General features: G+C 42.7%; 20 protein-coding genes and 5 tRNA genes. 14 read left to right on the top strand and 11 right to left on the bottom strand.

The window, feature by feature from the left end; translation table 11 throughout:
- Positions 1–59: 59 nt before the first annotated feature.
- On the bottom strand, positions 60–1,286 hold the full coding sequence (locus tag MN086_RS10960) for an NAD(P)/FAD-dependent oxidoreductase (protein WP_248576019.1): 1,227 nt from the start codon (positions 1,284–1,286) through the stop codon (positions 60–62).
- A gap of 85 nt (positions 1,287–1,371) precedes the next feature.
- Here MN086_RS10960 and MN086_RS10955 point away from each other — a divergent pair, with 85 nt between their 5' ends.
- The 3 genes from MN086_RS10955 to purM all read left to right on the top strand — a co-directional run bounded on the left by MN086_RS10955 (position 1,372) and on the right by purM (position 3,044).
- On the top strand, positions 1,372–1,686 hold the full coding sequence (locus tag MN086_RS10955) for an MTH1187 family thiamine-binding protein (RefSeq protein WP_248576018.1): 315 nt from the start codon (positions 1,372–1,374) through the stop codon (positions 1,684–1,686).
- 138 nt (positions 1,687–1,824) lie between these two features.
- Positions 1,825–2,049 (top strand): DUF2892 domain-containing protein, encoded by a 225-nt coding sequence (locus MN086_RS10950; protein WP_008245033.1) that lies wholly within the window; start codon positions 1,825–1,827, stop codon positions 2,047–2,049.
- The gene (gene purM / locus MN086_RS10945; RefSeq protein WP_248576017.1) at positions 2,049–3,044 is read left to right on the top strand and encodes a phosphoribosylformylglycinamidine cyclo-ligase; all 996 of its coding nucleotides are present in this window, start codon (positions 2,049–2,051) and stop codon (positions 3,042–3,044) included. The genes MN086_RS10950 and purM overlap by 1 nt, the downstream gene beginning before the upstream one ends.
- Positions 3,045–3,080: 36 nt before the next feature.
- Here the strand turns inward: purM and MN086_RS10940 are convergent, their stop codons facing one another.
- Positions 3,081–4,550, bottom strand: a complete 1,470-nt coding sequence (locus MN086_RS10940; protein ID WP_248576016.1) for a sodium:alanine symporter family protein — start codon at positions 4,548–4,550, stop codon at positions 3,081–3,083.
- A gap of 155 nt (positions 4,551–4,705) precedes the next feature.
- Between MN086_RS10940 and MN086_RS10935 the strand changes: the two genes are divergently transcribed.
- From MN086_RS10935 to MN086_RS10915, 5 genes are all read left to right on the top strand, one after another.
- Positions 4,706–4,782, top strand: a tRNA-Pro gene (locus MN086_RS10935).
- A 44-nt stretch (positions 4,783–4,826) separates the two neighbouring features.
- Positions 4,827–4,902 (top strand) — tRNA-His (locus MN086_RS10930).
- Positions 4,903–4,938: 36 nt separating this feature from the next.
- Positions 4,939–5,015: transfer RNA gene (locus MN086_RS10925), tRNA-Arg, on the top strand.
- A gap of 37 nt (positions 5,016–5,052) precedes the next feature.
- Positions 5,053–5,129, top strand: a tRNA-Arg gene (locus tag MN086_RS10920).
- Between the two features lie 33 nt (positions 5,130–5,162).
- Positions 5,163–5,247: transfer RNA gene (locus MN086_RS10915), tRNA-Leu, on the top strand.
- A gap of 353 nt (positions 5,248–5,600) precedes the next feature.
- On the opposite strand, the gene MN086_RS10910 is transcribed toward MN086_RS10915, so the two are convergent.
- A complete protein-coding gene (locus MN086_RS10910; protein ID WP_248576015.1) occupies positions 5,601–5,972 on the bottom strand; it encodes a hypothetical protein in 372 nt (123 codons plus the stop codon).
- 145 nt (positions 5,973–6,117) lie between these two features.
- Here MN086_RS10910 and MN086_RS10905 point away from each other — a divergent pair, with 145 nt between their 5' ends.
- Positions 6,118–6,528 carry a hypothetical protein gene (locus tag MN086_RS10905; RefSeq protein WP_248576014.1) on the top strand — a complete coding sequence of 137 codons (411 nt, stop codon included), beginning with the start codon at positions 6,118–6,120 and terminating at the stop codon, positions 6,526–6,528.
- Between the two features lie 6 nt (positions 6,529–6,534).
- Here MN086_RS10905 and MN086_RS10900 read toward each other — a convergent pair whose 3' ends face one another.
- From MN086_RS10900 to rsmA, 7 genes are all read right to left on the bottom strand, one after another.
- A complete protein-coding gene (locus MN086_RS10900; RefSeq protein ID WP_248576013.1) occupies positions 6,535–7,242 on the bottom strand; it encodes an OmpA family protein in 708 nt (235 codons plus the stop codon).
- A 30-nt stretch (positions 7,243–7,272) separates the two neighbouring features.
- Positions 7,273–7,548, bottom strand: coding sequence for a YMGG-like glycine zipper-containing protein (locus MN086_RS10895; protein ID WP_248576012.1), 276 nt, complete (start codon positions 7,546–7,548; stop codon positions 7,273–7,275).
- A 67-nt stretch (positions 7,549–7,615) separates the two neighbouring features.
- On the bottom strand, positions 7,616–8,800 hold the full coding sequence (locus MN086_RS10890) for a replication-associated recombination protein A (RefSeq protein ID WP_248576011.1): 1,185 nt from the start codon (positions 8,798–8,800) through the stop codon (positions 7,616–7,618).
- A 3-nt stretch (positions 8,801–8,803) separates the two neighbouring features.
- Positions 8,804–9,652, bottom strand: a complete 849-nt coding sequence (locus tag MN086_RS10885) for a pseudouridine synthase (protein WP_248576010.1) — start codon at positions 9,650–9,652, stop codon at positions 8,804–8,806.
- A gap of 12 nt (positions 9,653–9,664) precedes the next feature.
- Positions 9,665–10,633 (bottom strand): SIS domain-containing protein, encoded by a 969-nt coding sequence (locus tag MN086_RS10880; RefSeq protein WP_248576009.1) that lies wholly within the window; start codon positions 10,631–10,633, stop codon positions 9,665–9,667.
- A gap of 126 nt (positions 10,634–10,759) precedes the next feature.
- A complete protein-coding gene (locus MN086_RS10875; RefSeq protein WP_248576008.1) occupies positions 10,760–12,907 on the bottom strand; it encodes a ribonuclease J in 2,148 nt (715 codons plus the stop codon).
- Positions 12,843–13,700 (bottom strand): 16S rRNA (adenine(1518)-N(6)/adenine(1519)-N(6))-dimethyltransferase RsmA, encoded by an 858-nt coding sequence (gene rsmA, locus MN086_RS10870; RefSeq protein ID WP_248576007.1) that lies wholly within the window; start codon positions 13,698–13,700, stop codon positions 12,843–12,845. The genes MN086_RS10875 and rsmA overlap by 65 nt, the downstream gene beginning before the upstream one ends.
- Before the next feature lie 94 nt (positions 13,701–13,794).
- On the opposite strand from rsmA, the gene hisF reads away from it, so the two are divergent.
- From hisF to rlmN, 3 genes are read left to right on the top strand one after another with little or no spacing between them, the layout of a single operon-like run.
- Entirely contained in the window at positions 13,795–14,559 is a 765-nt protein-coding gene (gene hisF / locus MN086_RS10865) for an imidazole glycerol phosphate synthase subunit HisF (RefSeq protein ID WP_248576006.1), read from the top strand.
- Between the two features lie 3 nt (positions 14,560–14,562).
- Complete coding sequence (locus MN086_RS10860) at positions 14,563–15,087, top strand: purine-nucleoside phosphorylase (RefSeq protein ID WP_248576005.1); 525 nt, start codon at positions 14,563–14,565, stop codon at positions 15,085–15,087.
- Entirely contained in the window at positions 15,088–16,158 is a 1,071-nt protein-coding gene (rlmN, locus tag MN086_RS10855) for a 23S rRNA (adenine(2503)-C(2))-methyltransferase RlmN (protein WP_248576004.1), read from the top strand.
- 108 nt (positions 16,159–16,266) lie between these two features.
- Here the strand turns inward: rlmN and MN086_RS10850 are convergent, their stop codons facing one another.
- Positions 16,267–17,196: an RluA family pseudouridine synthase gene (locus MN086_RS10850; RefSeq protein WP_248576003.1), complete on the bottom strand. Its 930-nt coding sequence runs from the start codon at positions 17,194–17,196 to the stop codon at positions 16,267–16,269.
- A 138-nt stretch (positions 17,197–17,334) separates the two neighbouring features.
- Between MN086_RS10850 and purB the strand changes: the two genes are divergently transcribed.
- Both purB and MN086_RS10840 read left to right on the top strand, forming a co-directional pair.
- Positions 17,335–18,663: an adenylosuccinate lyase gene (gene purB, locus MN086_RS10845; protein WP_248576002.1), complete on the top strand. Its 1,329-nt coding sequence runs from the start codon at positions 17,335–17,337 to the stop codon at positions 18,661–18,663.
- A gap of 264 nt (positions 18,664–18,927) precedes the next feature.
- Positions 18,928–21,297 (top strand): ribonucleoside-diphosphate reductase subunit alpha, encoded by a 2,370-nt coding sequence (locus MN086_RS10840; RefSeq protein WP_248576001.1) that lies wholly within the window; start codon positions 18,928–18,930, stop codon positions 21,295–21,297.
- Positions 21,298–21,503 lie beyond the last annotated feature (206 nt).

Here is a 21,503-nt window from a genome sequence, read left to right as displayed (position 1 = left end):
GTAAATATCGTATCCTAGATAGAACATGAATAGAGAGAAAAATATCATATAGAAACTATTCATTTGAATTCACTTTTATAATGATTTCCTACACGTAATCCGCTTACCCAGGCAAAGTGAAAGTTAAAACCACCTCTGTCTCCATCGACATCGAGTATCTCCCCTGCAAAATAGAGACCGGGTACAAGTTTTGACTCCATCGTTTGCGGGTTCACTTCAGTGGTATTTATCCCACCTGTGGCTACCTCTGCACCTTGGAAGCCTTTTGTATCGTTGATAGAGAGCTTGAGATTTTTAAGGGTGTAGACAAGCTTGCTAACCTCTTTTCTGTTTAACTCATGTTCCTGTTTGGCTTTGCACTTTGACTGTTCTAAAATGATAGAGATGAGTTTCTTGTTGATGATACCGTGAAGCCATATTTCTATAGATTTCTCACTTCCCTCTTTTATGCGACCCAGAAGCAGGTTGGTAAGTTTCTCTTTGCTAAGTTCCGGCATAAGGTCCAGGTTAAGTTCACAATAGTCATAATTTGCCAGCCTTATACTCGCCTCCCGGCTAAGGTCCAGGATGGCCAATCCACTGATCCCATAGTTTGTGAAAAGCAGGTCACCCTTTTTCTCTGTGATGTACTCTCCGTTTGCATAGAGTTGTGCCACTCCGGCTACTTTCACTCCTGCACAGCTCTTCACCCATGTTTCATCCGAACAGAGCTGCACGAGAGCAGGGTGGCGGGGTATGAGGGTGTGGCCCATTTTCGTGGCAAAAGCATATCCGGAGTTCGAGCCTCCAAGTTGCGGTGCGGCGGGTGAACCTGATGCCAAAAGGAGTTTTCTGCAATGCTTGGTTCCCTGGGATGTCTCTACCGTAAAAGTATCCGCTTCTTTACTAATGGATGTGACTGCAGAGTCGCAGAGTATCTCTACACCTGCTTTTTTGGCTTCATACTCAAGTATTTCAACTACGGAACTCGCTTGCAGTGACATAGGAAACATTTTGCCTTCTTTCCCTTCGATGAGCTCAAGCCCCAGAGATGTGAAAAACTTTTCTACGACTTTAAAATCATACCCTTCCAAGACGGCATCTATAAAATCAGGATTCTCTCCATGAAAGCGGTGTGAAGCGATGTATCTGTTGTCTATGTTGCATTTTCCGTTACCAGAAACGAGTATTTTTTTACCGATCTTGCTATTTTGTTCCAGCAGTAGTACCTTTTGACCTGCCTTTGCAGAGGTGATGGCAGCGACGAGCCCAGCTGCCCCCGCACCTACAACAATGATATCTGTCATTTTTACCCTTTCACCCGAACTATGCTGGATTATAACCTATAATCTGTTATAACATCAAAAATAAATTAAAAGAATAAGGATGATCATGTCAGCATTAGTAGAATTTTCAATGTTCCCTACGGAAAAAACCCAAAGCAAAAGTGCCTTTGTAGCAAGAGTATTAGATATCGTAGATAAAAGCGGACTGGCTTACCAGCTCACACCAATGGGTACGATCATAGAAGGTGAAACCGTAGAAGAAGTGTTGGCTGTGATCAACAAAGCCTATGAAGAGCTCCAAAAGGATTGCGGTCGTGTCTACAGTTCGATCAAGATCGATTGGCGTGATGGACCGGTGGGCAGACTGGGTAACAAAGTAGGTTCAGTGGAGGAGAAGTTAGGACGAAAACTTCGTTCTTAACACAACCAGTTGTGTAAGCCCTCCGCTGAAGAGAACATAATTTTGGAGCTTTGCTCTAAAAGCGTCCTCCTTAGTGATAACGGAAGTTAAACAGCTAAAATTAGATATAATACGCCAATTTCTAATAAGGATTTTTAAATGTGTGCTGAAAAGATACAACGTTTAATACAGGCAAGTATCCTGGGCTTTGTGATGGGCTTAGCAGGTTCTGGCATGTACGCAGCCGCGTTTATTTTACAATTTGCCATGATGGTCATGCTTGTGATTGCAGGACTGACCGGCTTTTGTCCAGGGCTTATTATGCTTAAAAAGATTTTCCCTGCGTGTAAATGTGAAGAAACCAATGAAAAGGACAATAACTGATGTCAAATATATCATATAAAGATGCCGGTGTAGATATCGATGCGGGTAATGAGTTTGTAGAAGCGATCAAAAGTGATGTAAAATCCACTTTCGATAAAAATGTCATCGGAGGCATAGGTTCATTTGCCGGTGCCTATGCACTGCCAACGGGTTACAAAGAGCCGGTGATCCTTTCTGCAACAGATGGTGTAGGGACAAAGCTCCGTATTGCCATAGAGAGCGGGAAACTTGATACCGTAGGTATTGACCTTGTAGCGATGTGTGTCAATGATCTTATCTGTAACAACGGTACGCCGATGTTCTTCCTGGACTATTATGCAACGGGTAAATTGCTTCCTGAGAATGCAAAAGATGTCGTTGCCGGTATTGCAGAGGGGTGTCGCAGATCCGAATGTGCACTTGTAGGTGGTGAAACAGCCGAAATGCCGGGTATGTACTCAGATGATGACTTTGACCTTGCAGGATTTGCAGTAGGTATCGCAGAGCGTGCAGAAATGGACACGGTAGCCAATGTGAAGGAGGGGCAGGTCCTCATTGCTATGCCGAGCTCCGGTGTACACTCTAACGGATATTCACTGGTAAGAAAACTTTTCTTTGACAAGCTGGGTATGAGCCTCAAAGATGATTTTAATGGCAAACCGCTTGTAGAGACACTGCTTGAACCGACACGTATCTATGTCAAAGAGTATAAAGCCAATAAACAGTACGTGAAAGCCTTAGCACACATCACAGGTGGTGGGATCATAGAAAACCTTCCTAGAGTTCTTCCAGAGGGTATGAGAGCGATCGTAAAGAAAGAGAGTATCAGGGTACTCCCGATCTTTGAATTCATGAGCCAGTATGTTGAAGAAGAAGAGATGTACAGAGCCTTTAACATGGGTGTGGGCATGGTATGGGTGGTAGACCCTGAAAATGTAGATACCGTGCTTGAAAATACAGATGGTTATGTGATCGGTACACTTGAACAGGGTGAAAAGGGTGTGGAGATGGTTTGATCCATCTCTCTACTTTTAATATAGATCACATCGAATCTACGACTTGGGTTCACAAACCCCTTTTTCTATACACTCTCTATCCAACTCCCCACTTTTCCATTTTGTAAGATAGGCTTTGAGATTTGCATGCACAACACCTTGCAGCATATAGAGCCCTATAAGGTTTGGCAGGGCCATTCCCAAGATAAGAAGGTCAGAGAATTCTAACAACGTAGAAGCGCTGGTGACGGATGCTATGACGGTAAATGAGACAAAGATCAGTTTATACAACAGCGTATATTTTTCTCCAAACAGATAGGTCCAGGAACGCTCGCCATAATAAGACCATGATATCATCGTGGAAAACGCAAAAAGTACAATGGAAAATGACAAGATAACAGGGAACCATGAAATAACCGTTCCATAGGCTGCCGCAGTTAGAGCTGCACCCTGTTTTGAAGCCACAAGGTTCGCAAACTCCCCAGAAGGATCATAGACACCTGTAGTGACAATCACAAGTGCGGTCATACTACAGATAACGATCGTATCGATAAAGGGCTCATACAGTGCGACCATCCCCTGTCTGACAGGGTATTTGACCGAAGCAGTAGAGTGTACAATGGCTGCGGAACCTATACCCGCTTCACTTGAGAAGGCGGCACGCTTAAATCCTTGTACAAGCACACCTATAAGACCACCTGCAACGGCAGTAGGAGCAAAGGCTTCATGAAAGATGGTCAAGATCGCAGCAGGCACTTGAGAGGCATTTGTGATGAGGATCCACAGAGATGCTGCCAAATAGACAAATACCATCACAGGAACGATCTTCTCTGCCGTACTTGCGATACGCTTAATTCCTCCAATAATGACAAACCCTACCAGTGTTGCCAGGATCAGACCAAAAACGATAGGATAGGCTTGAAAGAAAGGGATACGTTCTGAAAGTGCTCCCATCGCCTGTGAAGTTTGGAAGGCATTCCCCGCACCCAAACTTCCTCCTATAGCGAGCACAGCAAACATCACAGCGAGTACTTTTCCCAGTTTGACATATCCTTTAGAGGCGAGTCCTATGGAAAGATACTGCATAGCACCACCCATAATACGTCCATCGGGTCTTCTCTCTCTATAGACCTGTGCAAGGGTTACTTCGGTGAATTTGAGTGTCATACCAAAGAAGCCTGCCAGGATCATCCAGAAGGTAGCGCCAGGACCTCCTACAGCGATGGCAATGGCGACCCCTGCAATATTTCCAAGTCCGACTGTGGCGGATAGGGCGGTGGTCAAAGACTGGAAAGGGGTGATCTCTCCTACATCATCGGCAGTTTTATATTTACCTGTGATGATCTTAAAAGCATGACCAAACATACGTGCATTGATAAAGCCAAAGCGAAAAGTAAGAAATACTCCTCCCACGATCAGCCATGCAACGATGAAAGGCATAGTTGTGCCTTCCATTTTGCCAAAAAAGATGTCAAAGAAGAAAAACGAACCTAAAAAACCGTTGATCTGTTCAAATATACTGTTCATATGTTAACCCTGTATCGAAGATGGAATCATTATACTCATTAACGCCTAAAGTACCTCTAATTTAGTGATTAAAAGAAAATTTTTCACTTTTTTTCCAAAATCTATTGACAAATGGAAACCTTTTGACTATAATTGCGTTCCTTTTTATAAGGTAACGGAGTGTAGCGCAGTCTGGTAGCGCACCTGGTTTGGGACCAGGGGGTCGAAGGTTCGAGTCCTTTCACTCCGACCATTTAGATATTTAACGTTATAATAATAAGTAATCATTTAATTATGGTGGATGTAGTTCAGTTGGTAGAGCACCAGTTTGTGGCACTGGGTGTCGCGGGTTCGAGCCCCGTCATCCACCCCATTGGTAATTAAACAGGGTAACCACCCGAATGATGAAGCGCTAGTGGCTCAATTGGATAGAGCATCAGACTTCGGATCTGAGGGTTAGGGGTTCGAGTCCTCTCTGGCGTACCATTTTTTAATGTATCAGCTGTGTTATTTATTATTATGTGCACTCGTAGCTCAGCTGGATAGAGCACTCGCCTTCTAAGCGAGCGGTCTCAGGTTCGAATCCTGACGGGTGTACCACTTACTTTTTATTGTTATGTAAAACAATCACATGCGGATGTGGTGAAATTGGTATACACGCCAGACTTAGGATCTGGTGCTTTACGGCGTGGAGGTTCGAGTCCTCTCATCCGCACCATCTACAAACTTATCATCAATATTTTCACATAATCATATCAATATCTGAAACACTTTAATAATAGTTATCTTGATATTTAGTATCTCATTTTTTTATTTCTAAGTCATACCGTTGCACGTATAGTCTCTTTAGTCAACACTTCTGATGTAGCAATCTTGTACTATAACGATATAAACGTCTATAAAGCGCTTGTTTAATTGCTGGGTAGGGCTTGACTTAAGAGCATTGGTAAAAAGGGTTTTAAAAGCGTTTGAGTGTCTTTTACTATTAAACTATACATGTGGATTCTCTCTTGCCGGTGAGGGTAAAATACTCTTCCTTCGTGAATGCTACATAGATACTGCAACTGACCTTTATCTCTCTTCAAATTTTTTCAGCTCTTTCTCATAGGATTCTTTTAGCTGTTGCCGCATCATTTCATATTTGTTCGCTCTTAAGTTCTTGATCTCTTTGGTTAATGCTTCGATCTCTCTGTTTTTTTCATTGATAATACTGATATAGCTATCGCAATTTCTGACTATGGTCGTTGTATAGTAATGGTGGTGGATGAAGGGTCTTTTTCGCGGCTTTTTCCTTGGTTTTCGAATCGGTTTTCTGGTAATCTTTTTTGTTGTGCTCATCTCAGCCCGTATCGTTGGGTAAAGGTCCCGATCTGTTTCTTCTGCGCTAAAGCTTGTATGGGTGGCAGTGAATAGTATCATGATGCTCAATAGTAACTTTTTCATCTTTTCCTCTCTTTCCTTTTGTTTCAAACGGCGATTCATCCGGCTTAGCAGATTGTGAAGATATCTAAAATTAAGCCTACCATATTAACATATATTAAAAATTATTGTATACTTTTCCTAGTAAATAAATAATTAGGATTTCATGATGGACAAAAGTTTATTTTTCTTTATTGTCATAGGTATTGGGTTTCTTTACTTTATCACCAATTTTGTAGGTGATATCCAGGAGGATGAGAAATTCCAAAACGAAGAGTATAAGCAAAAGCACCAATTTGATCAGTATCAGACTGTTGACAGTATAGGTAGGGAAATACTTGATATGACTGATGCACCTGCAAGCATACAGGTACAAGCATGGAATAATTCTAAGTTGAAAATAGAGTTCCTAGAGCTTTTCCCTGATTTTTCTGAAATGAAAATATTTGTAAAAGAGAGGTTGAGAGGGGATATCTTGCAAGCGAAGCTTATCGCCTCTATCGATAGTGTGGAGAGTCAATATTTCTCCGGTAAAATGAATGCAGAACAAGCCAAGCGGGAGCTTAGCTTATTGAAATAGTCGAGGTTAACGGCAAGGATCAGACATTCTGTTTCTGTCTGCATAGAGATAGACTTCTACTCTTCTGTTGAGTGCTCTATTTGTGGCAGAATCGTTTGGTGCAATGGCTTTGTTATATGAGCATCCTTTTGTGTATGGTCTTCCGTTCACGGCAAGGATATTACTTACGGTAGCTGCACGTCTTTGTGAAAGTCCAAGGTTGTATTGGTAGCTTCCTACATTGTCCGTAAATCCTGCTACACCTACAATAGTTTGAGGGTAGTTACGTAAAACTTGTGCAACTTTATTTACTTTATTTCTTGCATTAGACTGTAGTTTTGATGATCCCGTTGCAAACATCATGCGATCTCTAAATATGATCTTTACATAGTTATTATATTTTGATACAACAATGTCTCTGCGCGGATCAAGTGCTGCTAGAGGGTCATTATTTACACCTGTACCCAGTGCACGGGCAACTTCATTGGCCTGCTGATCCATATTGTAACCGATCGCCCCACCTACAGCAGCACCTAAAAGACCGCCAATGATAGCACTTTTTGCATCATGCTTACCTGTATTATACCCTATCATTGAGCCTGCAACTGCACCGGCAGCTACACCTGTTTTTGTACGATCGTAGCTTTGATCTTCCACAAGCCCCGGCTGATTGTAACAACCTCCCAGCATGAATGCTGCTGCAGATGCAGCAACTATTTTTTTACTTAGTTTCATAATGTTTTCCTTTTTTTAATGATTAAACGATTATTGCCATCCACCCGTTTCTACCGGTTCTGGATTTTGACTGTCCACAGCACTTCCTATACCGGCACCAAGGGCTGTACCTATAAGTGCACCAACAGCAGCATTTTTTCCGCCGCCACTACCTGTATTGTATCCTATTACTGCCCCTGCCACAGCACCGGTTGCCGCACCTGTCTGTGTTGCATTGTTAGGTGTCACTTCTGAGCCTGTACAGCCATTCAGTAAGATCATACTTGCAGTTGATGCAAGCATAAACTTAAGTATATTTCTTTTCATCTCAAATTCCTTTTTATTTATATTAAATAGTGTGAATTATAGCACAGAAATGTGTGAAAAATGTGTTTTATGATTTAGAGACTATTTTCTCATGCCATTGCCAAAGGGTTTTTTCAAAACCTATCTGTTTGGACTCATAGTATTTCTTGGGTGTTAAAAGGTAGGATTGTTTGACCCAGCCATCAAAGTCATGAGGATAGAGATAGTTTTTTGCATGCGTTTTGATATGGGACGGGATAGGGTGTATCTCTCCGCCGGCTATATCTTTCAGTGCACTGTTGATAGCCATATAGGCACTGTTGGACTTAGGTGATGAGGCAAGGTAGATGACCAGCTGCGAAAGTGAGATCCTCGCTTCAGGGTACCCTATATGTTTGACGATGTTCAGTGTCGAACTGGCAAGGTTCAGAGCAGGGGGGTTTGCATTTCCGATATCTTCACTGGCTAGTATCGCTAAACGTCTTGCAATGAATTCTGCGGGTTCTCCCCCGTCTATCAGTCTTGCAAGATAATAGATGGAAGCATCGATATCAGAGCCCCGAATACTTTTGATCATGGCAGAGGTCAGTTCATAGTGGCTTTCGCTCTCCGCACTTCCTGCCTGCATGGCATGAGGGCGTATCTGTTTGAGTGTGGCAAGGCGAATGGGACTTTCAACTGCAGCAGCGCTTTCAAGCAGATTTAGCATGGCACGGACATCCCCGCCACTGGAGAAGACAAGGTACTCTTTTGCCTCTTCTTCTATGGTGAGCGATTCGAGTTGAATGATGCCATCAAGATAGGTATGCAACTCTTTTTCATCGATCGCTTCGAGTGCAAAAAGGTGAGAACGGGAACGCATCGCAGCAGTAAGCGAGTAGTAGGGGTTTTCAGTAGAGGCCCCTATGATCAGGGCTGCCTGGTTCTCCATAAAAGGCAAGAGTACTTCTTGCTGGTTTTTGCTGAGCCTATGTACCTCATCTATGAAGATAAGAGGTTTCTGCAAGGCATTGGTATACTCTTTAAAGATCTTACGCAGATCCTCGATTTTGAGAGTGGTGGCATTCATCTCGTAGAAAGGTCTATCCAGAAGGGTGGCGATCACCCTCGCAAGTGTTGTTTTCCCACAGCCCGGAGGTCCGTAAAAGAACGTGTGGGAGAGGGTGCCTGTGGTGATCAGTTTCCGCAGGATGGCATCCTCACCCAAAAGGTGGGCTTGGCCTATAAGTGCATCAAGTGTTTTAGGACGGTATTTGAGTGCAAGGTTTGGCAAAACTTAATCTTTTTTGGTCGACTTTTTTGATGCATCAGATTTGTGTGTTTCTTGTTTCAGTGCATTGCTTTTGTTCTTTGCTTCTATTTCTGCATTCTTTTTTCTGCGTTTCATGAATTTATGGAGATCATCATATTCTCTACGTGTAAAGTAACGTGTTTTGTTCGTAGGCAGATTGTTCAGTTCTATCCCTCCGAAGGCGACACGTTTAAGGTCAAGTACTTTGGCTTCAAAATGTGCAAAGAAACGTCTCAGCTCCCTGTTCTTACCTTCAGCAATGGTGACACGAATCTTCGAAAAGTTTTTGCCTTCTGCCCGTATTTCAAAATGCACAAAAGGTGCGAACTCCATGCTGTAGATCTTGCTTTTTTCATGGGCACCGGCACGGGCATCATCCAAAACAAGGCCCTCCTGCATCGCACTGATCATCTCCTGGGTGATGGGTTTATCTATCTTCAGGTTATAGGTTCTATCTAAACTGCTCTCCATAAGGGCAGTTGCGACTTCCGGAGAGTCTGTCAGGAGCAAAAGTCCTTCCGAAGCATAGTCCAGCCTGCCTACGGGTACAAAGTGCCTATATTTGCCTGGTAGTTTATGATAGATGGTTGCACGGCCTCTGTCATCTTTTTTTGTGACTAGAACCCCTTTGGGTTTATTGTAAACGATCACCGTCACTTCTTTGCTTGGCTTGACCAGTCTGCCTTTGACATAGATCTGGTCACCTTCTTCTACTTCATAACCAAAATCTTTCAACACTTTTTTATTAAGGGTGACCTCACCCTCTTCTATAAGCTTATCTGCTTCTCTTCTAGAGTATTTAGTGTGATGTGATATATATTTGTTCAGTCTCATTGTTTCTCGTTTTTATTTGCTTTTTATACCGGCATTGACCAGATCATGGATGTGCAGTACACCAATGATCTTGCCTGCATCGTTTGTGATAGGCAAAAGTTGTATGCGCCCCTCTTCTATAATCTCTAGGGCTTCACTTGCCAGTAGCTCTGTATTGGTATAGCTTTTAGGATTCCGGCTGGCATATTCTATGGCCAGGTGGTCCAGGCTGAATCCTTCTTTCATCAGTGCGCGTCTCAGGTCACCGTCACTTAAAATAGCGATAAACCTATCTTCTTCATCTACGATCAGTACGGTACCGAGTTTCCCTTCGCTCATGGCCACAATCGCATCTTTCAGTGTGGTCGTATCTTTGATGATAGGCAGGTCTGTGGTTCTCATGAGATCTTTGATCTTCACGAAAAGTTTTCTTCCCAGCGAGCCTCCGGGGTGGAAAGAGGCAAAATCCTCTTGTTTAAACCCTCTTTGTTCCATGAGTGCCACGGCCAAAGCATCACCCAGTGCCATGGTCAGAGTGGTGGATGTCGTAGGTGCAGCACCCAGGGGACATGCCTCTTTCTCTACTGAGATATCAAGAAAAACATCTGCGTAAGAGCCAAGCGATGAATGCGCATTTCCTGTCAGCCCGATAAGCGGGATATCAAAACGTTTGATATGGGGAAGGATCTTGGTCAGCTCTTCACTCTCTCCACTGCTGCTGATAGCAAGCAGGGTATCGTTTTTGCTTATCATCCCCAGGTCCCCATGCAGCGCCTCTGTCGGATGTAAAAAGAAACTTGATGTACCCGTACTGGCGAAAGTCGCAGCCATTTTGGCACCGACAAGACCGGATTTTCCTACACCAGTGATGATGAGCTTTCCCTTGGTCCCCAATATCAGTGAAATGGCATCCAGAAAGTTTTGGTCCAGACGTTCGGCAGCTTTGTAGAGGGCATCTGCTTCAATGTGAAAAGTTTCTTGTGCAATTTTAATGAGATCCATGGTCCAGTCTTTATATATTTTTAGAGGATTATAGCATAATTAGCAGTGAAGGAGAGATGACGGTGTTTCTTCAGATACAATAGATATGTCAAATGACCCTATCTCCTGCCTGAAGGCAGAAGTAGATTAGATGATGAAGATCGTCGGGATGATAAGAGGATATCTCTTTTTCGTACGTACCACATGTTTTCTCACGACATTACGGATCTCATTCTCCACATCTCTATGGTTTTTCAACGCTTCAGGTTTCATGTTGAGCAGCATCGTTTCAAGTAGTACCTCGATCTCTTTTGAGAACTTTTTATCTTCTTTTGCCGCTACAAGTCCGTGACTTGTTACTACCGGTTTACCAACAACTTTTTGGTTGCTTTGACTGATCTGTGCCACCACATTGACGATACCGTCCTCAGCCAGTTTCTGTCTATCAAGTACGACATCGTTCTCGATCGTCATATTGTTTTGGTTATCGATGTATGTTTTACCGCTCTTGACCGTTTTGACCTTTTTGAGATATTTAGGCGTGATCTCTACCTGGTCCCCATCGCTCATCAGCAAGATATTTCTCTCATCCACACCACAAGAGACAGCAGTTTTCGCATGCTGGGCAATGTGATTGTACTCACCGTGCACAGGCAGGAAGAATTTAGGCTGGATCAGTCTCAAGATGAGCTTTTGCTCCTCTTGTGCCGCATGTCCAGAGACATGGATATCACCAAACTCTTTATATCTTACCGTGACGCCGGCTTTCATCAGTTTATTCATAAGGCTGGATACAGAGGCTTCGTTCCCTGGGATCGCTGAAGCCGAGATGATCACCGTATCAGAAGGCTTAAGTTTGATATGTCTATGCTCATCCGTTGCCATACGGTTCAGTGCCGCCATGGTCTCTCCCTGTGAACCAGTCGTGACGACGAGGACCTCATGGTCCGCATACTTAGGAACTTCATGGACTTCGATGAAGTGTTTGTCTTCGATATCCACAAAGCCAAGGGCTCTGTTCGTCTCGACATTACGCTCCATAGAACGACCGATCACACAGATCTTTCTTCCGTGTGTTACTGCTCTTTGCATCGCTTGGAAGATTCGGTGAACGTTGGAAGAGAAAGTTGACATGATCACCCTTCCTTTTGCAAGATCGAAGAGTGAATCAAACGTTTTCCCCACCACTTTTTCACTTTTTGTGAATCCAGGGTTGTGTGAGTTCGTAGAATCTGAGAAGAGACAAAGTACACCTTTTTCTCCATAGTAGGCATAACGGCGCAGGTCCATTGTATAGTCATCTACTGGTGTGTGGTCTATTTTAAAGTCAGCCGTATGCATGATGATACCTGCAGGCGTCTCAATCGCAAGAGAACAGGCATCGATGATGGAGTGTGTATTATGCAGCCACTCTATCTGCATATCACCGATCTGATACTGTTTTCTCAGTGTCACGAAGTTGAAATGTTTTGTGTGTGCGCTTAATCCATGTTCATTGAACTTGTTTTCTATCATAGCAAGTGCCAGTGGTGTTGCATAGATAGGGAATTGCAGTTCTTTAAACAAGTAAGGCATCGCACCGATGTGGTCTTCATGTCCATGGGTGATGATGATATACACGTCTTTTTTACCTTTGAGCGCATGCAGATAAGAAAAGTCAGGAACCAGGATATCGACACCGTGCATCGTTTCATCAGGGAAACTCATACCCACGTCGATCACGATAGCCGTCGTCTCTGTTTCAAGTACAGCCATATTTCCACCGATCTCGCCAAGACCTCCAAGTGGTGTAAATCTGACCTTCCCTTTGCTTGCCATGTCAATTTTTTTCCATGGATTCATGGTAGATTCTTTTACACGTGCATTCTCTTCAAGAGATGCTCTCATGGTATCATTTACCGTGGTAACATTTTTTCTTCTACCTCTGCTTTTCCCACCGCCACGGCTCTGCTGAGGTTTTTTACCAGGATGTTGTTTTTTGGTAGGGTTTTGTCTACTGCCAGTTCCTTCTGTACCTTGACTTCTATGTGGATTTGGTTTTCTATTAGGATGCGGTTTTCTGTTAGGGTTTGGCTTTCTGTTTCCGTCCGGAGCTTCTCTGTCCTGCACATTACCGTTTACTTCTCTATTAGGGTTTGGTTTTCTATTAGGATGCGGTTTTCTGTTCGGATTAGGGTTAGGGCGGTTGCTGTTTTGCCCTTGTGCATTTTGTCTGTGTGGATTTGGTTTTCTATCTCTGGGTGTTCTTTGCCCTTGATTTTGAGATCTTTCGTTGTTCTGACCGTTGTTTTCCATCTAAATTATCCTTTAGTTCATTATATATGTGATGATAAATAGATGTCTCAGCTTCATGAGGCCGTAGGTTGGGGTCTATACCCAACTTTTCGAAGGTTTGATGTACCATATCTTTAGAAAAAACAGCCGTAAGGTTTTTAGAGAGTTTTTTACGCGGTTGCGCAAATGCGATCTTTAAGAACGCTTCAAACCTCTCGTCATCCAGTGACTGGTCTTTCTCTATTAAAAGCACCGCGGAAGTCACTTTCGGAGGGGGGACAAATGCTTCGGGTTCAACTTCGAAACACAGTGTCGCTTTCCCTACCGTTTGCGCAAGTACAGAAAGAGCAGAAAACTCTTTTTGTTTCACACTCGCTGCAAATTTGACAGCCACTTCTTTTTGAACCATGACCAGGATAGACTGGCAGTGTTCATCTTTCAATGCTTTTAAAATGATATTGGTTGCGATATAGTAGGGCAGGTTGGCTACCAGATGATAAGGCTCATCCAGCAGGCTTCCTGACTCCCAACGCTCAAGCACATCCCCGCACCGTAATTCAAAGCGCCCTTTGTGGATAGGTTCTTCAAATTCAGTTGTAAGATGCTCACATAATCTTTTATCAACCTCAAATGCTGTGACATTTCGAACTTTTACAAGCTCTTTGGTTAAATCACCTAAGCCAGGCCCAATCTCTGCGACTTTTAGATCGTCATTGGGCATCGCTTGGATGATTTTATGAAGATAGATATCATTCTTTAAAAAGTTTTGACCAAATTTTTTACTGGCAAATTCGGCTAAATTTTCAATAATCATACTATAATCTACCTTTATAATTGATACTAATCCCACGTTTGGGATAATTTTTGTATAATCTTATCATAATTTTGAGAGGAAAACGGCGTATTAGATGGATTATTTTGCAAAACGTATCATACCTTGTCTGGATGTAGATAACGGAAGGGTAGTAAAAGGTGTTAATTTTGTCGGGTTGCGTGATGCAGGAGATCCTGTAGAAGTGGCCAGACGTTACAATGAAGAGGGTGCAGACGAGATCACTTTTCTTGATATCGGTGCGAGCCACGAAGGACGTGACACGATCGTTGATGTCGTGAAAAAAGTGGCACAGGAAGTCTTCATCCCTCTTACGGTAGGCGGAGGGATCAGAGAACTCTCTGATATCTATAACCTTCTCAATGTAGGTTGCGATAAGGTCAGTGTGAATTCCGCAGCTATCAAGAACCCTGGGTTCATTGAAGAGGGAGCAAAACGTTTTGGATCCCAATGTATCGTAGTGGCGATAGATGCCAAAAGAGTCGGCGATGACAAATGGCATGTCTTTACCCATGGGGGACGTAACGATACGGGTATTGATGCACTCGAATGGGCGAAAGAAGCCTATGAAAGAGGTGCGGGTGAACTGCTCGTCACCTCTATGGATGCAGATGGAACCAAAGCAGGATTTGACAACGACCTCAACAGAAGCATCAGTGATCTTGTCAATATACCGGTCATTGCATCTGGTGGTGCGGGAACCATGCAGCACATTGAAGAGGCATTCACGATCGGTCATGCGGATGCTGCTCTGGCGGCTTCGATCTTCCACTTTAAAGAGATTGACATAATGGAATTAAAAAGCTATCTTAGAGGGAAGAATATCCCGGTGAGAATGTAACCTATGATCATTTGTGCAGGAGAGAGCGAGCAATTTGATTTTGCTTTGCCTGTCGGCATTGGGTTGACAGATGTTGCGATCAATTTAACACGTTTGTGTTTGTCTCAAAAACCAAAGTTTCTATTGTTCGTAGGTACGGCAGGCTCGTATGGTAAAAAGAAAGTCTTTGACATTGTAGAATCAAAAACAGCAGCGAACATAGAGAACAGTTTCTTCACAGGGGGCTCCTATACCCCTATAGACAATATGGTCTCCACGGCAGAAGATGTTTCACGTGAAACAATCGTGAACAGTTCCAATTATATTACGACGGATAAAAGTATAGGGAAGGCGTATCTTTCCAAAAATATCCACTTAGAGAATATGGAATACTATGCTGTACTGAAGGTAGCAAAATCTTTTGATATTCCTGCGGCAGGTATTTTCATTGTGACCAACTATTGTGATGAGAATGCACACAGAGATTTTATGGATAACCATAAAGAAGCAATGCTGAGATTAACCCAGTATATAAAAGAAAGTAAATAGATGAAAAAAATAATACAAGATCTGACAAAAGAAGAGTTAGGTGAAGTGATCAAGCCCTCTTTCCGTGCGAAGCAGATATACAATTGGATCTACCATAAGTATGCAGATTCGTTTGAAGAGATGAAAAACCTACCCAAAGAGATGAGAGAAAAACTGGGTGAGGAGTATACCCTTACCCCTCTCAAAACAGTCATGGTACAAAATTCTAAAGACGGAAGCCGTAAATATCTTTTCGAACTTCATGATAAACATACAGTGGAATCTGTACTGCTTTTAATGAGAGAGAAAGAGTATCATGAAGATGGCTCTGTAAAACATCAGGAGCGTTATACGGTTTGTATCTCATCTCAGGTAGGGTGTAAGGTAGGGTGTGCCTTTTGTTTGACCGCAAAGGGCGGTTTTATGCGTAACCTGACAGCGGGTGAGATCGTTGAACAGGTACGGATGATCAAAAAAGACAATGCGATCGATGCCAACCGTCGTGTCAATATTGTTTTCATGGGGATGGGTGAACCACTTGACAACCTGACAGAAGTGGCGAAAGCCGTCAAGATCTTTGCTGATCCTGAGGGTATGGCCATAGCCACACATAGACAAACCATCTCTACCTCCGGACTCAGTACAAAGATAGAAAAACTTGGGAAAATGGAACTGGGCGTAAATCTGGCCATCTCTTTACATGCGGTTGACGATGAGTTGAGACAACAGTTGATGCCCATTAACAAGGCATACAATATTGAGTCTATCATCACTGCGGTAAAAAACTTTCCTGTCAATGACAGAAAAAGAGTGATGTTTGAGTATCTTGTCATCAAGGATGTCAATGATGATATCTCTGCAGCAAAGAAACTTCTCTCTCTTCTTGACGGTATTAAAGCCAAGGTCAATTTGATATATTTTAATCCGTACGGAGGTACGGAGTTCAAGCGTCCTAGTGAAAAAGATATGAAAGAGTTTCAGGAGTACCTGACTAAAAGAGGGTTGCATTGTACAATACGTGAGTCTAAAGGACTGGATATATCAGCAGCCTGCGGTCAGCTACGCGAACAGGAATTAGAAGGAGAAGTGTAATGTCAACTTTGGAACTTTTTATGTTGGGATTTATTATCATTGTTGCAGCGATCGGAGTAGGTTGGTTTATCTATGATTCCAGGAGTGATGAGGAGAAGTAGCTTTCTCCTAACTTTTGTTAAAGACTCTTTTTTCTTTCTCGCAGATCAGCTCTTTCATCTGAGCAAAATCACTTTTACTCTCTATATGAAATTTTGATCCCATACTGAAGGTCAGACTATGGGCATGCAGCATCAGTCTACTTGCGCCTGTTTCTCTTATACGGTCTTCCTGGCTGAGTTCCTCTTCGAGGTAAGCATTGGCAGTTTTGAATGTCGTTCCATATAGGGGATCACCCAAAATAGGATGTTTCACGTGAAACAAATGGACTCTGATCTGATGTGTTCTCCCTGTATGGGGATAACAGGCAACGAGCGTAGCATCAAGGGTTTCATCATATTCAAGAGGGATGAAATCTGTATGCGAAGCTTTACCTTCTTCAGAGATAAAGACCTTGTGTTTGCTTTGGCTGTAGTCACTGTTGACCTTGATACGCTCTTTCGAAGAGAAGGGTTCTGTGAGTTTACCGTCTACCCATGCAAGGTAGGATTTCTGGATACTTCTCTCTTCAAAGGAGCGCTTCAAAAAAGATTCTGAGTGCTTATGCTTACTTGCCAAAAGCAATCCGGATGTCTCCATGTCTATACGGTGCACAGCATTGGCATCATCACCAGAAACACTACGGATCTCATCGAGGAGGGAGTAGGGGGTTGCCATCGTATTGGGATGGACCAGTACACCGGAATATTTCTCAAAGACCATAAAGTCTTTGGTATGAAAGAGAGGGAAATTCCCTTGTGAAGAGGGTTTGAAATAGACCACTTCCACTTCACCTTCTATATGCTCTCCGGAACGGAAAAAAGAGTTGTTCCCGATCAGTAACCTGCCTTTGGAGATGACACGCTGGGCTTGTCCTTGTGACATATTAAAGGTACGCATGATAAATACAAATGCAGGCATTTTCTCTGCTACTGTAAACTTCTCTTTAACAAATGGCATCTCTGCTTCACCTTTATATAACTGCTATTTTGGTAGAATTCTAGCATAAAAAATTTGTTTCTATATTGTATTGAAATATCTATTCCCACAGAGATCATGGGAACGAGGGTTGCAATGTAAAACACCAAGGAAAAGAAAATGGTTGAAAGATATTCAAGAGAAGAGATGGCAAAACATTGGACACAACATGCAAGATATGCAGCATGGCTTGAGGTTGAAAAAGCCGCTGTGAAAGCATGGAATAAACTGGGGCTTATTCCTGATGACGATTGCGAAAAGATCGTGAACAATGCTACATTCTCAGTGGAGAGAATAGAAGAGATAGAAGCGATTACAAAACATGATCTTATTGCTTTTAACACCAGTGTCAGCGAAAGTCTCGGAGAAGAGTCCAGATGGTTCCACTATGGTATGACATCTTCAGATGCAGTAGATACAGGTGTTGCTCTCCAGATGAAAGCTTCTCTGGAGATCATCATTGCAGATACAAAGATGCTCATGGAGTCTATCAAGAAACGTGCCGAAGAACATAAAATGACTCTTATGGTAGGAAGAAGTCATGGTATCCATGGAGAACCTATTACATTTGGTTTGACTTTGGCAGTCTGGTATGATGAGATGGCCAGACATCTTAAGAACCTTGAAGAGACAATGGAAGTGATCGCTGTAGGTCAGATCTCAGGTGCGATGGGTAACTTTGCACATGCGCCGCTTGAGCTTGAAGAGTTGGCCATGGCTGAACTGGGTTTAAAACCTGAGCCTTGTTCAAACCAGGTCGTACATAGAGACAGATATGCAAGACTGGCAACTGCTTTGGCATTGATGGCTTCTTCTGTAGAAAAATTCGCAGTGCAGGTCAGACACTTGCAAAGAACAGAAGTGTATGAAGCTGAGGAATATTTTGCCAAAGGTCAAAAAGGCTCTTCTGCTATGCCGCATAAAAGAAACCCTATTTTGACAGAAAACATTACAGGTCTTGCACGTATGATAAGAGCCTATGCTGCTCCGGCTATGGAAAACGTAGCACTTTGGCATGAAAGAGATATCTCTCACTCATCTACTGAAAGATTTTGGCTTCCGGATGCGTTTATCACTTCTGACTTCATGCTGCACAGAATGAACAGTGTCATTGCAAACCTTACAGTCATGCCTGAGAACATGATGAAGAACCTTAACCTTACGGGTGGATTGGTTTTCTCTCAAAGAGTACTGCTGGAGCTTCCTAAAGCGGGTGTAAGCAGAGAAGATGCGTATAAGATCGTTCAAAGAAATGCAATGAAAGTATGGGAAGAGATCCAGCAAGGTAAACCAACGACGAATGACGAAGGTGAATCTTTGTACCTGGGACACTTGCTTGCAGACGAAGAGTTAAGATCTAAACTTTCCGAGGCACAGATCAGAGAATGTTTTAATTATGACTACTACACAAAAAATGTAGATGCTATTTTCAAAAGAGTGTTTCAATAAATAGAGTCTATCATGGGCACTTCGCCCATGAAAAAATATAGATCAATCACACTTTTCCCCTCCCCTTTCACCCCTATAAATAACCCTTATACTTTTGTAATCTCCCCGGTAGAGAGCCTTTCAAACGCCATCACCAAATCTTATAAAAAAGATGTCTAAAAATGATACAACTTTTCAAAAATACACAAGGTAAATTTGAGTAAAATCGGATTAATCAATGTCATAAAAAACGATGACAAAGCAACACAAAAGGACAGGGAAAAGATGATCAGAGTTGTTAAACGAAACGGTAGAGTAGAGACTTTAGATGTAGGCAAGATTCAGAAGTATACAGCCGCAGCAGTAGAGGGACTTGTGCGGGTAAGTCAAAGTGAACTTGAGGTGGATGCAAAGCTCCAATTTCGTGACATGATCTCTTCTCAAGAGATACAGCAAACGCTGATCAAAACAGCGGTTGACAAGATAGACATTGACAGACCCGACTGGACGTTTGTCGCTGCTAGACTTTTTCTTTACGATCTCTACCATAAAGTAACCGGTTTTACAGGCTATAACCATCTGCGTGAACATTTTGAACGTGGAGAGAAAGAGGGGCGTATCGTTCTTGGATTGAAAGACAAATATGACCTTGACGATCTTAACGATTACATTAAGCCTGAGCGTGATCTGCAATTTACCTATCTTGGTATTCGTACACTCTATGACAGATATCTCTTAAAAGACCGTAGCGGAACGCCTATTGAATTGCCTCAGCAGCTCTTTATGGGTGTAGCCATGTTCCTGGCGCAAAATGAGTTTGACTGTCAAACATGGGCGAAAAAGTTTTATGACATTTTGAGTAAGTTTGAAGTGATGGCAGCAACACCGACCCTGTCCAATGCAAGAACGCCGAGACATCAACTGAGTTCATGTTACATCGGGTCAACACCGGATAATATTGAAGGAATCTTTGACGGATACAAAGAGATGGCATTACTTTCTAAATTTGGCGGAGGTATCGGTTGGGACTGGTCACTCGTCCGTGGTATGGGCTCATATATCGATGGGCATAAGCATGCCGCAGGGGGTATCGTACCTTTCCTCAAAATCGCCAACGATGTTGCCATCGCAGTGGACCAGCTTGGTACACGTAAAGGGGCTATCGCTGTTTACATTGAACCGTGGCATGTTGACGTACGTGACTTCCTTGACTTGAAAAAGAACTCGGGTGAAGAGCGTCGTAGGGCACATGACCTCTTCCCTGCGATGTGGCTCAATGACCTCTTTATGAAAAGGGTAGAAGCAGATGAGATGTGGACACTCTTTGATCCATTTGAAGTGTCAGAGTTGACAACACTCTATGGGGATGAGTTCGAGGCACGTTATATAGAGCTTGAAAATTCAGATGATAATATTACCAGAGAGAGAGTCTCTGCAAAAGCGCTTTGGAAGGAGATGCTGAGATCTTACTTTGAAACAGGAAACCCGTTCCTTACGTTCAAAGATACGGCAAACAAAGCAAACCCTAACAAGCATGCAGGTGTGATCAGAAGTACAAACCTCTGTACAGAGATCTTCCAAAACACTGCACCGAACACCTATAAAACACGTTTCACATTCGAAGATGGAACGACCGAAGCCTATGATGAAAATGAGATGCTCACGGTAGACAACGGAAAAACAAAACCGGCTAAAAAGGTGACAGCACTTGACAGCCTTAATGGTAAGCAGATATGGATCGTTGACAAAGAAAAAACGGATGGTGATACAGCGGTATGTAACCTTGCATCTGTCAACCTTGCCAATGTCAATACCAAAGAAGATATGGAGCGTGTTGTGCCTACCGCGATCCGTATGCTTGACAATGTGATTGACCTGAACTTCTATCCTTTGGCAAAAGTAAAGAAGACAAATGAAAAGTCAAGATCCATCGGTCTTGGTGTCATGGGTGAGTCACAGATGCTTGCAGAACATCAGATAGAGTGGGGAAGTCATGACCACTTTACCAAGATAGATGAAGTGATGGAGTCATTCTCTTATTATGCCATTGAATCATCCAGTAACCTGGCATTGGAGAAAGGAGCCTATCCGAACTTTGAAGGTTCAGACTGGTCCAAAGGTATTTTCCCTATTGATAAAGCAAATGAGAATGCATGTAAACTGGTTGACAGAGGCGGTCTCTTTGGATATAGCCATGACTGGCAGGGGCTGAAAGAAAAAGTTAAAACAGACGGTATGAGAAACGGTTACCTTATGGCTATCGCACCGACAAGTTCTATCTCTATTTTGACAGGTACAACACAAGCGATCGAACCGGTCTATAAAAGAAAGTGGTTTGAAGAGAACCTCTCAGGGCTCATCCCGGTCGTTGCACCGAATCTTACGGCAGACACATGGCAGTACTATACACCTAGTTATGATCTTGATCAAAACCTTCTTGTCAAAGCAGGAGCTATCAGACAAAAATGGCTGGATCAGGGACAGAGTCTCAATATCTTTATCACGCTGGATAAAGCAAGTGGTAAATACCTCAATGAGATCTACATGAATGCTTGGAAGTTTGGATTGAAGTCTACCTACTATCTAAGATCGCAATCTCCTGAATCTTCTAATGATGTAGAAGATAGATCTATGGAGTGTGTCGGTTGTCAATAATGACACATAGATGTGAGTAAGGACTAAAATAGGAGTTATTCTCTGATAAAGAGAATATTTCTGTTTTTTACTCTTTTATACTTAATAAGTTAGTTTCTATACAGTTACTACAATTTCTGTGCTAACTGATATTTTTAAATCTAAAACTTTGATCTCTTTCCCCTTCATTCTTTTTTTCTTTGTTGATGCAACGAAAGAATAAAACG

The organism is Sulfurovum sp. XGS-02, from assembly GCF_023213175.1.
Taxonomy (GTDB): Bacteria; Campylobacterota; Campylobacteria; order Campylobacterales; family Sulfurovaceae; genus Sulfurovum.
The sequence above is the reverse complement of the archived record's forward strand: the minus strand, read 5'-3'. Positions and strand labels throughout refer to the sequence as shown.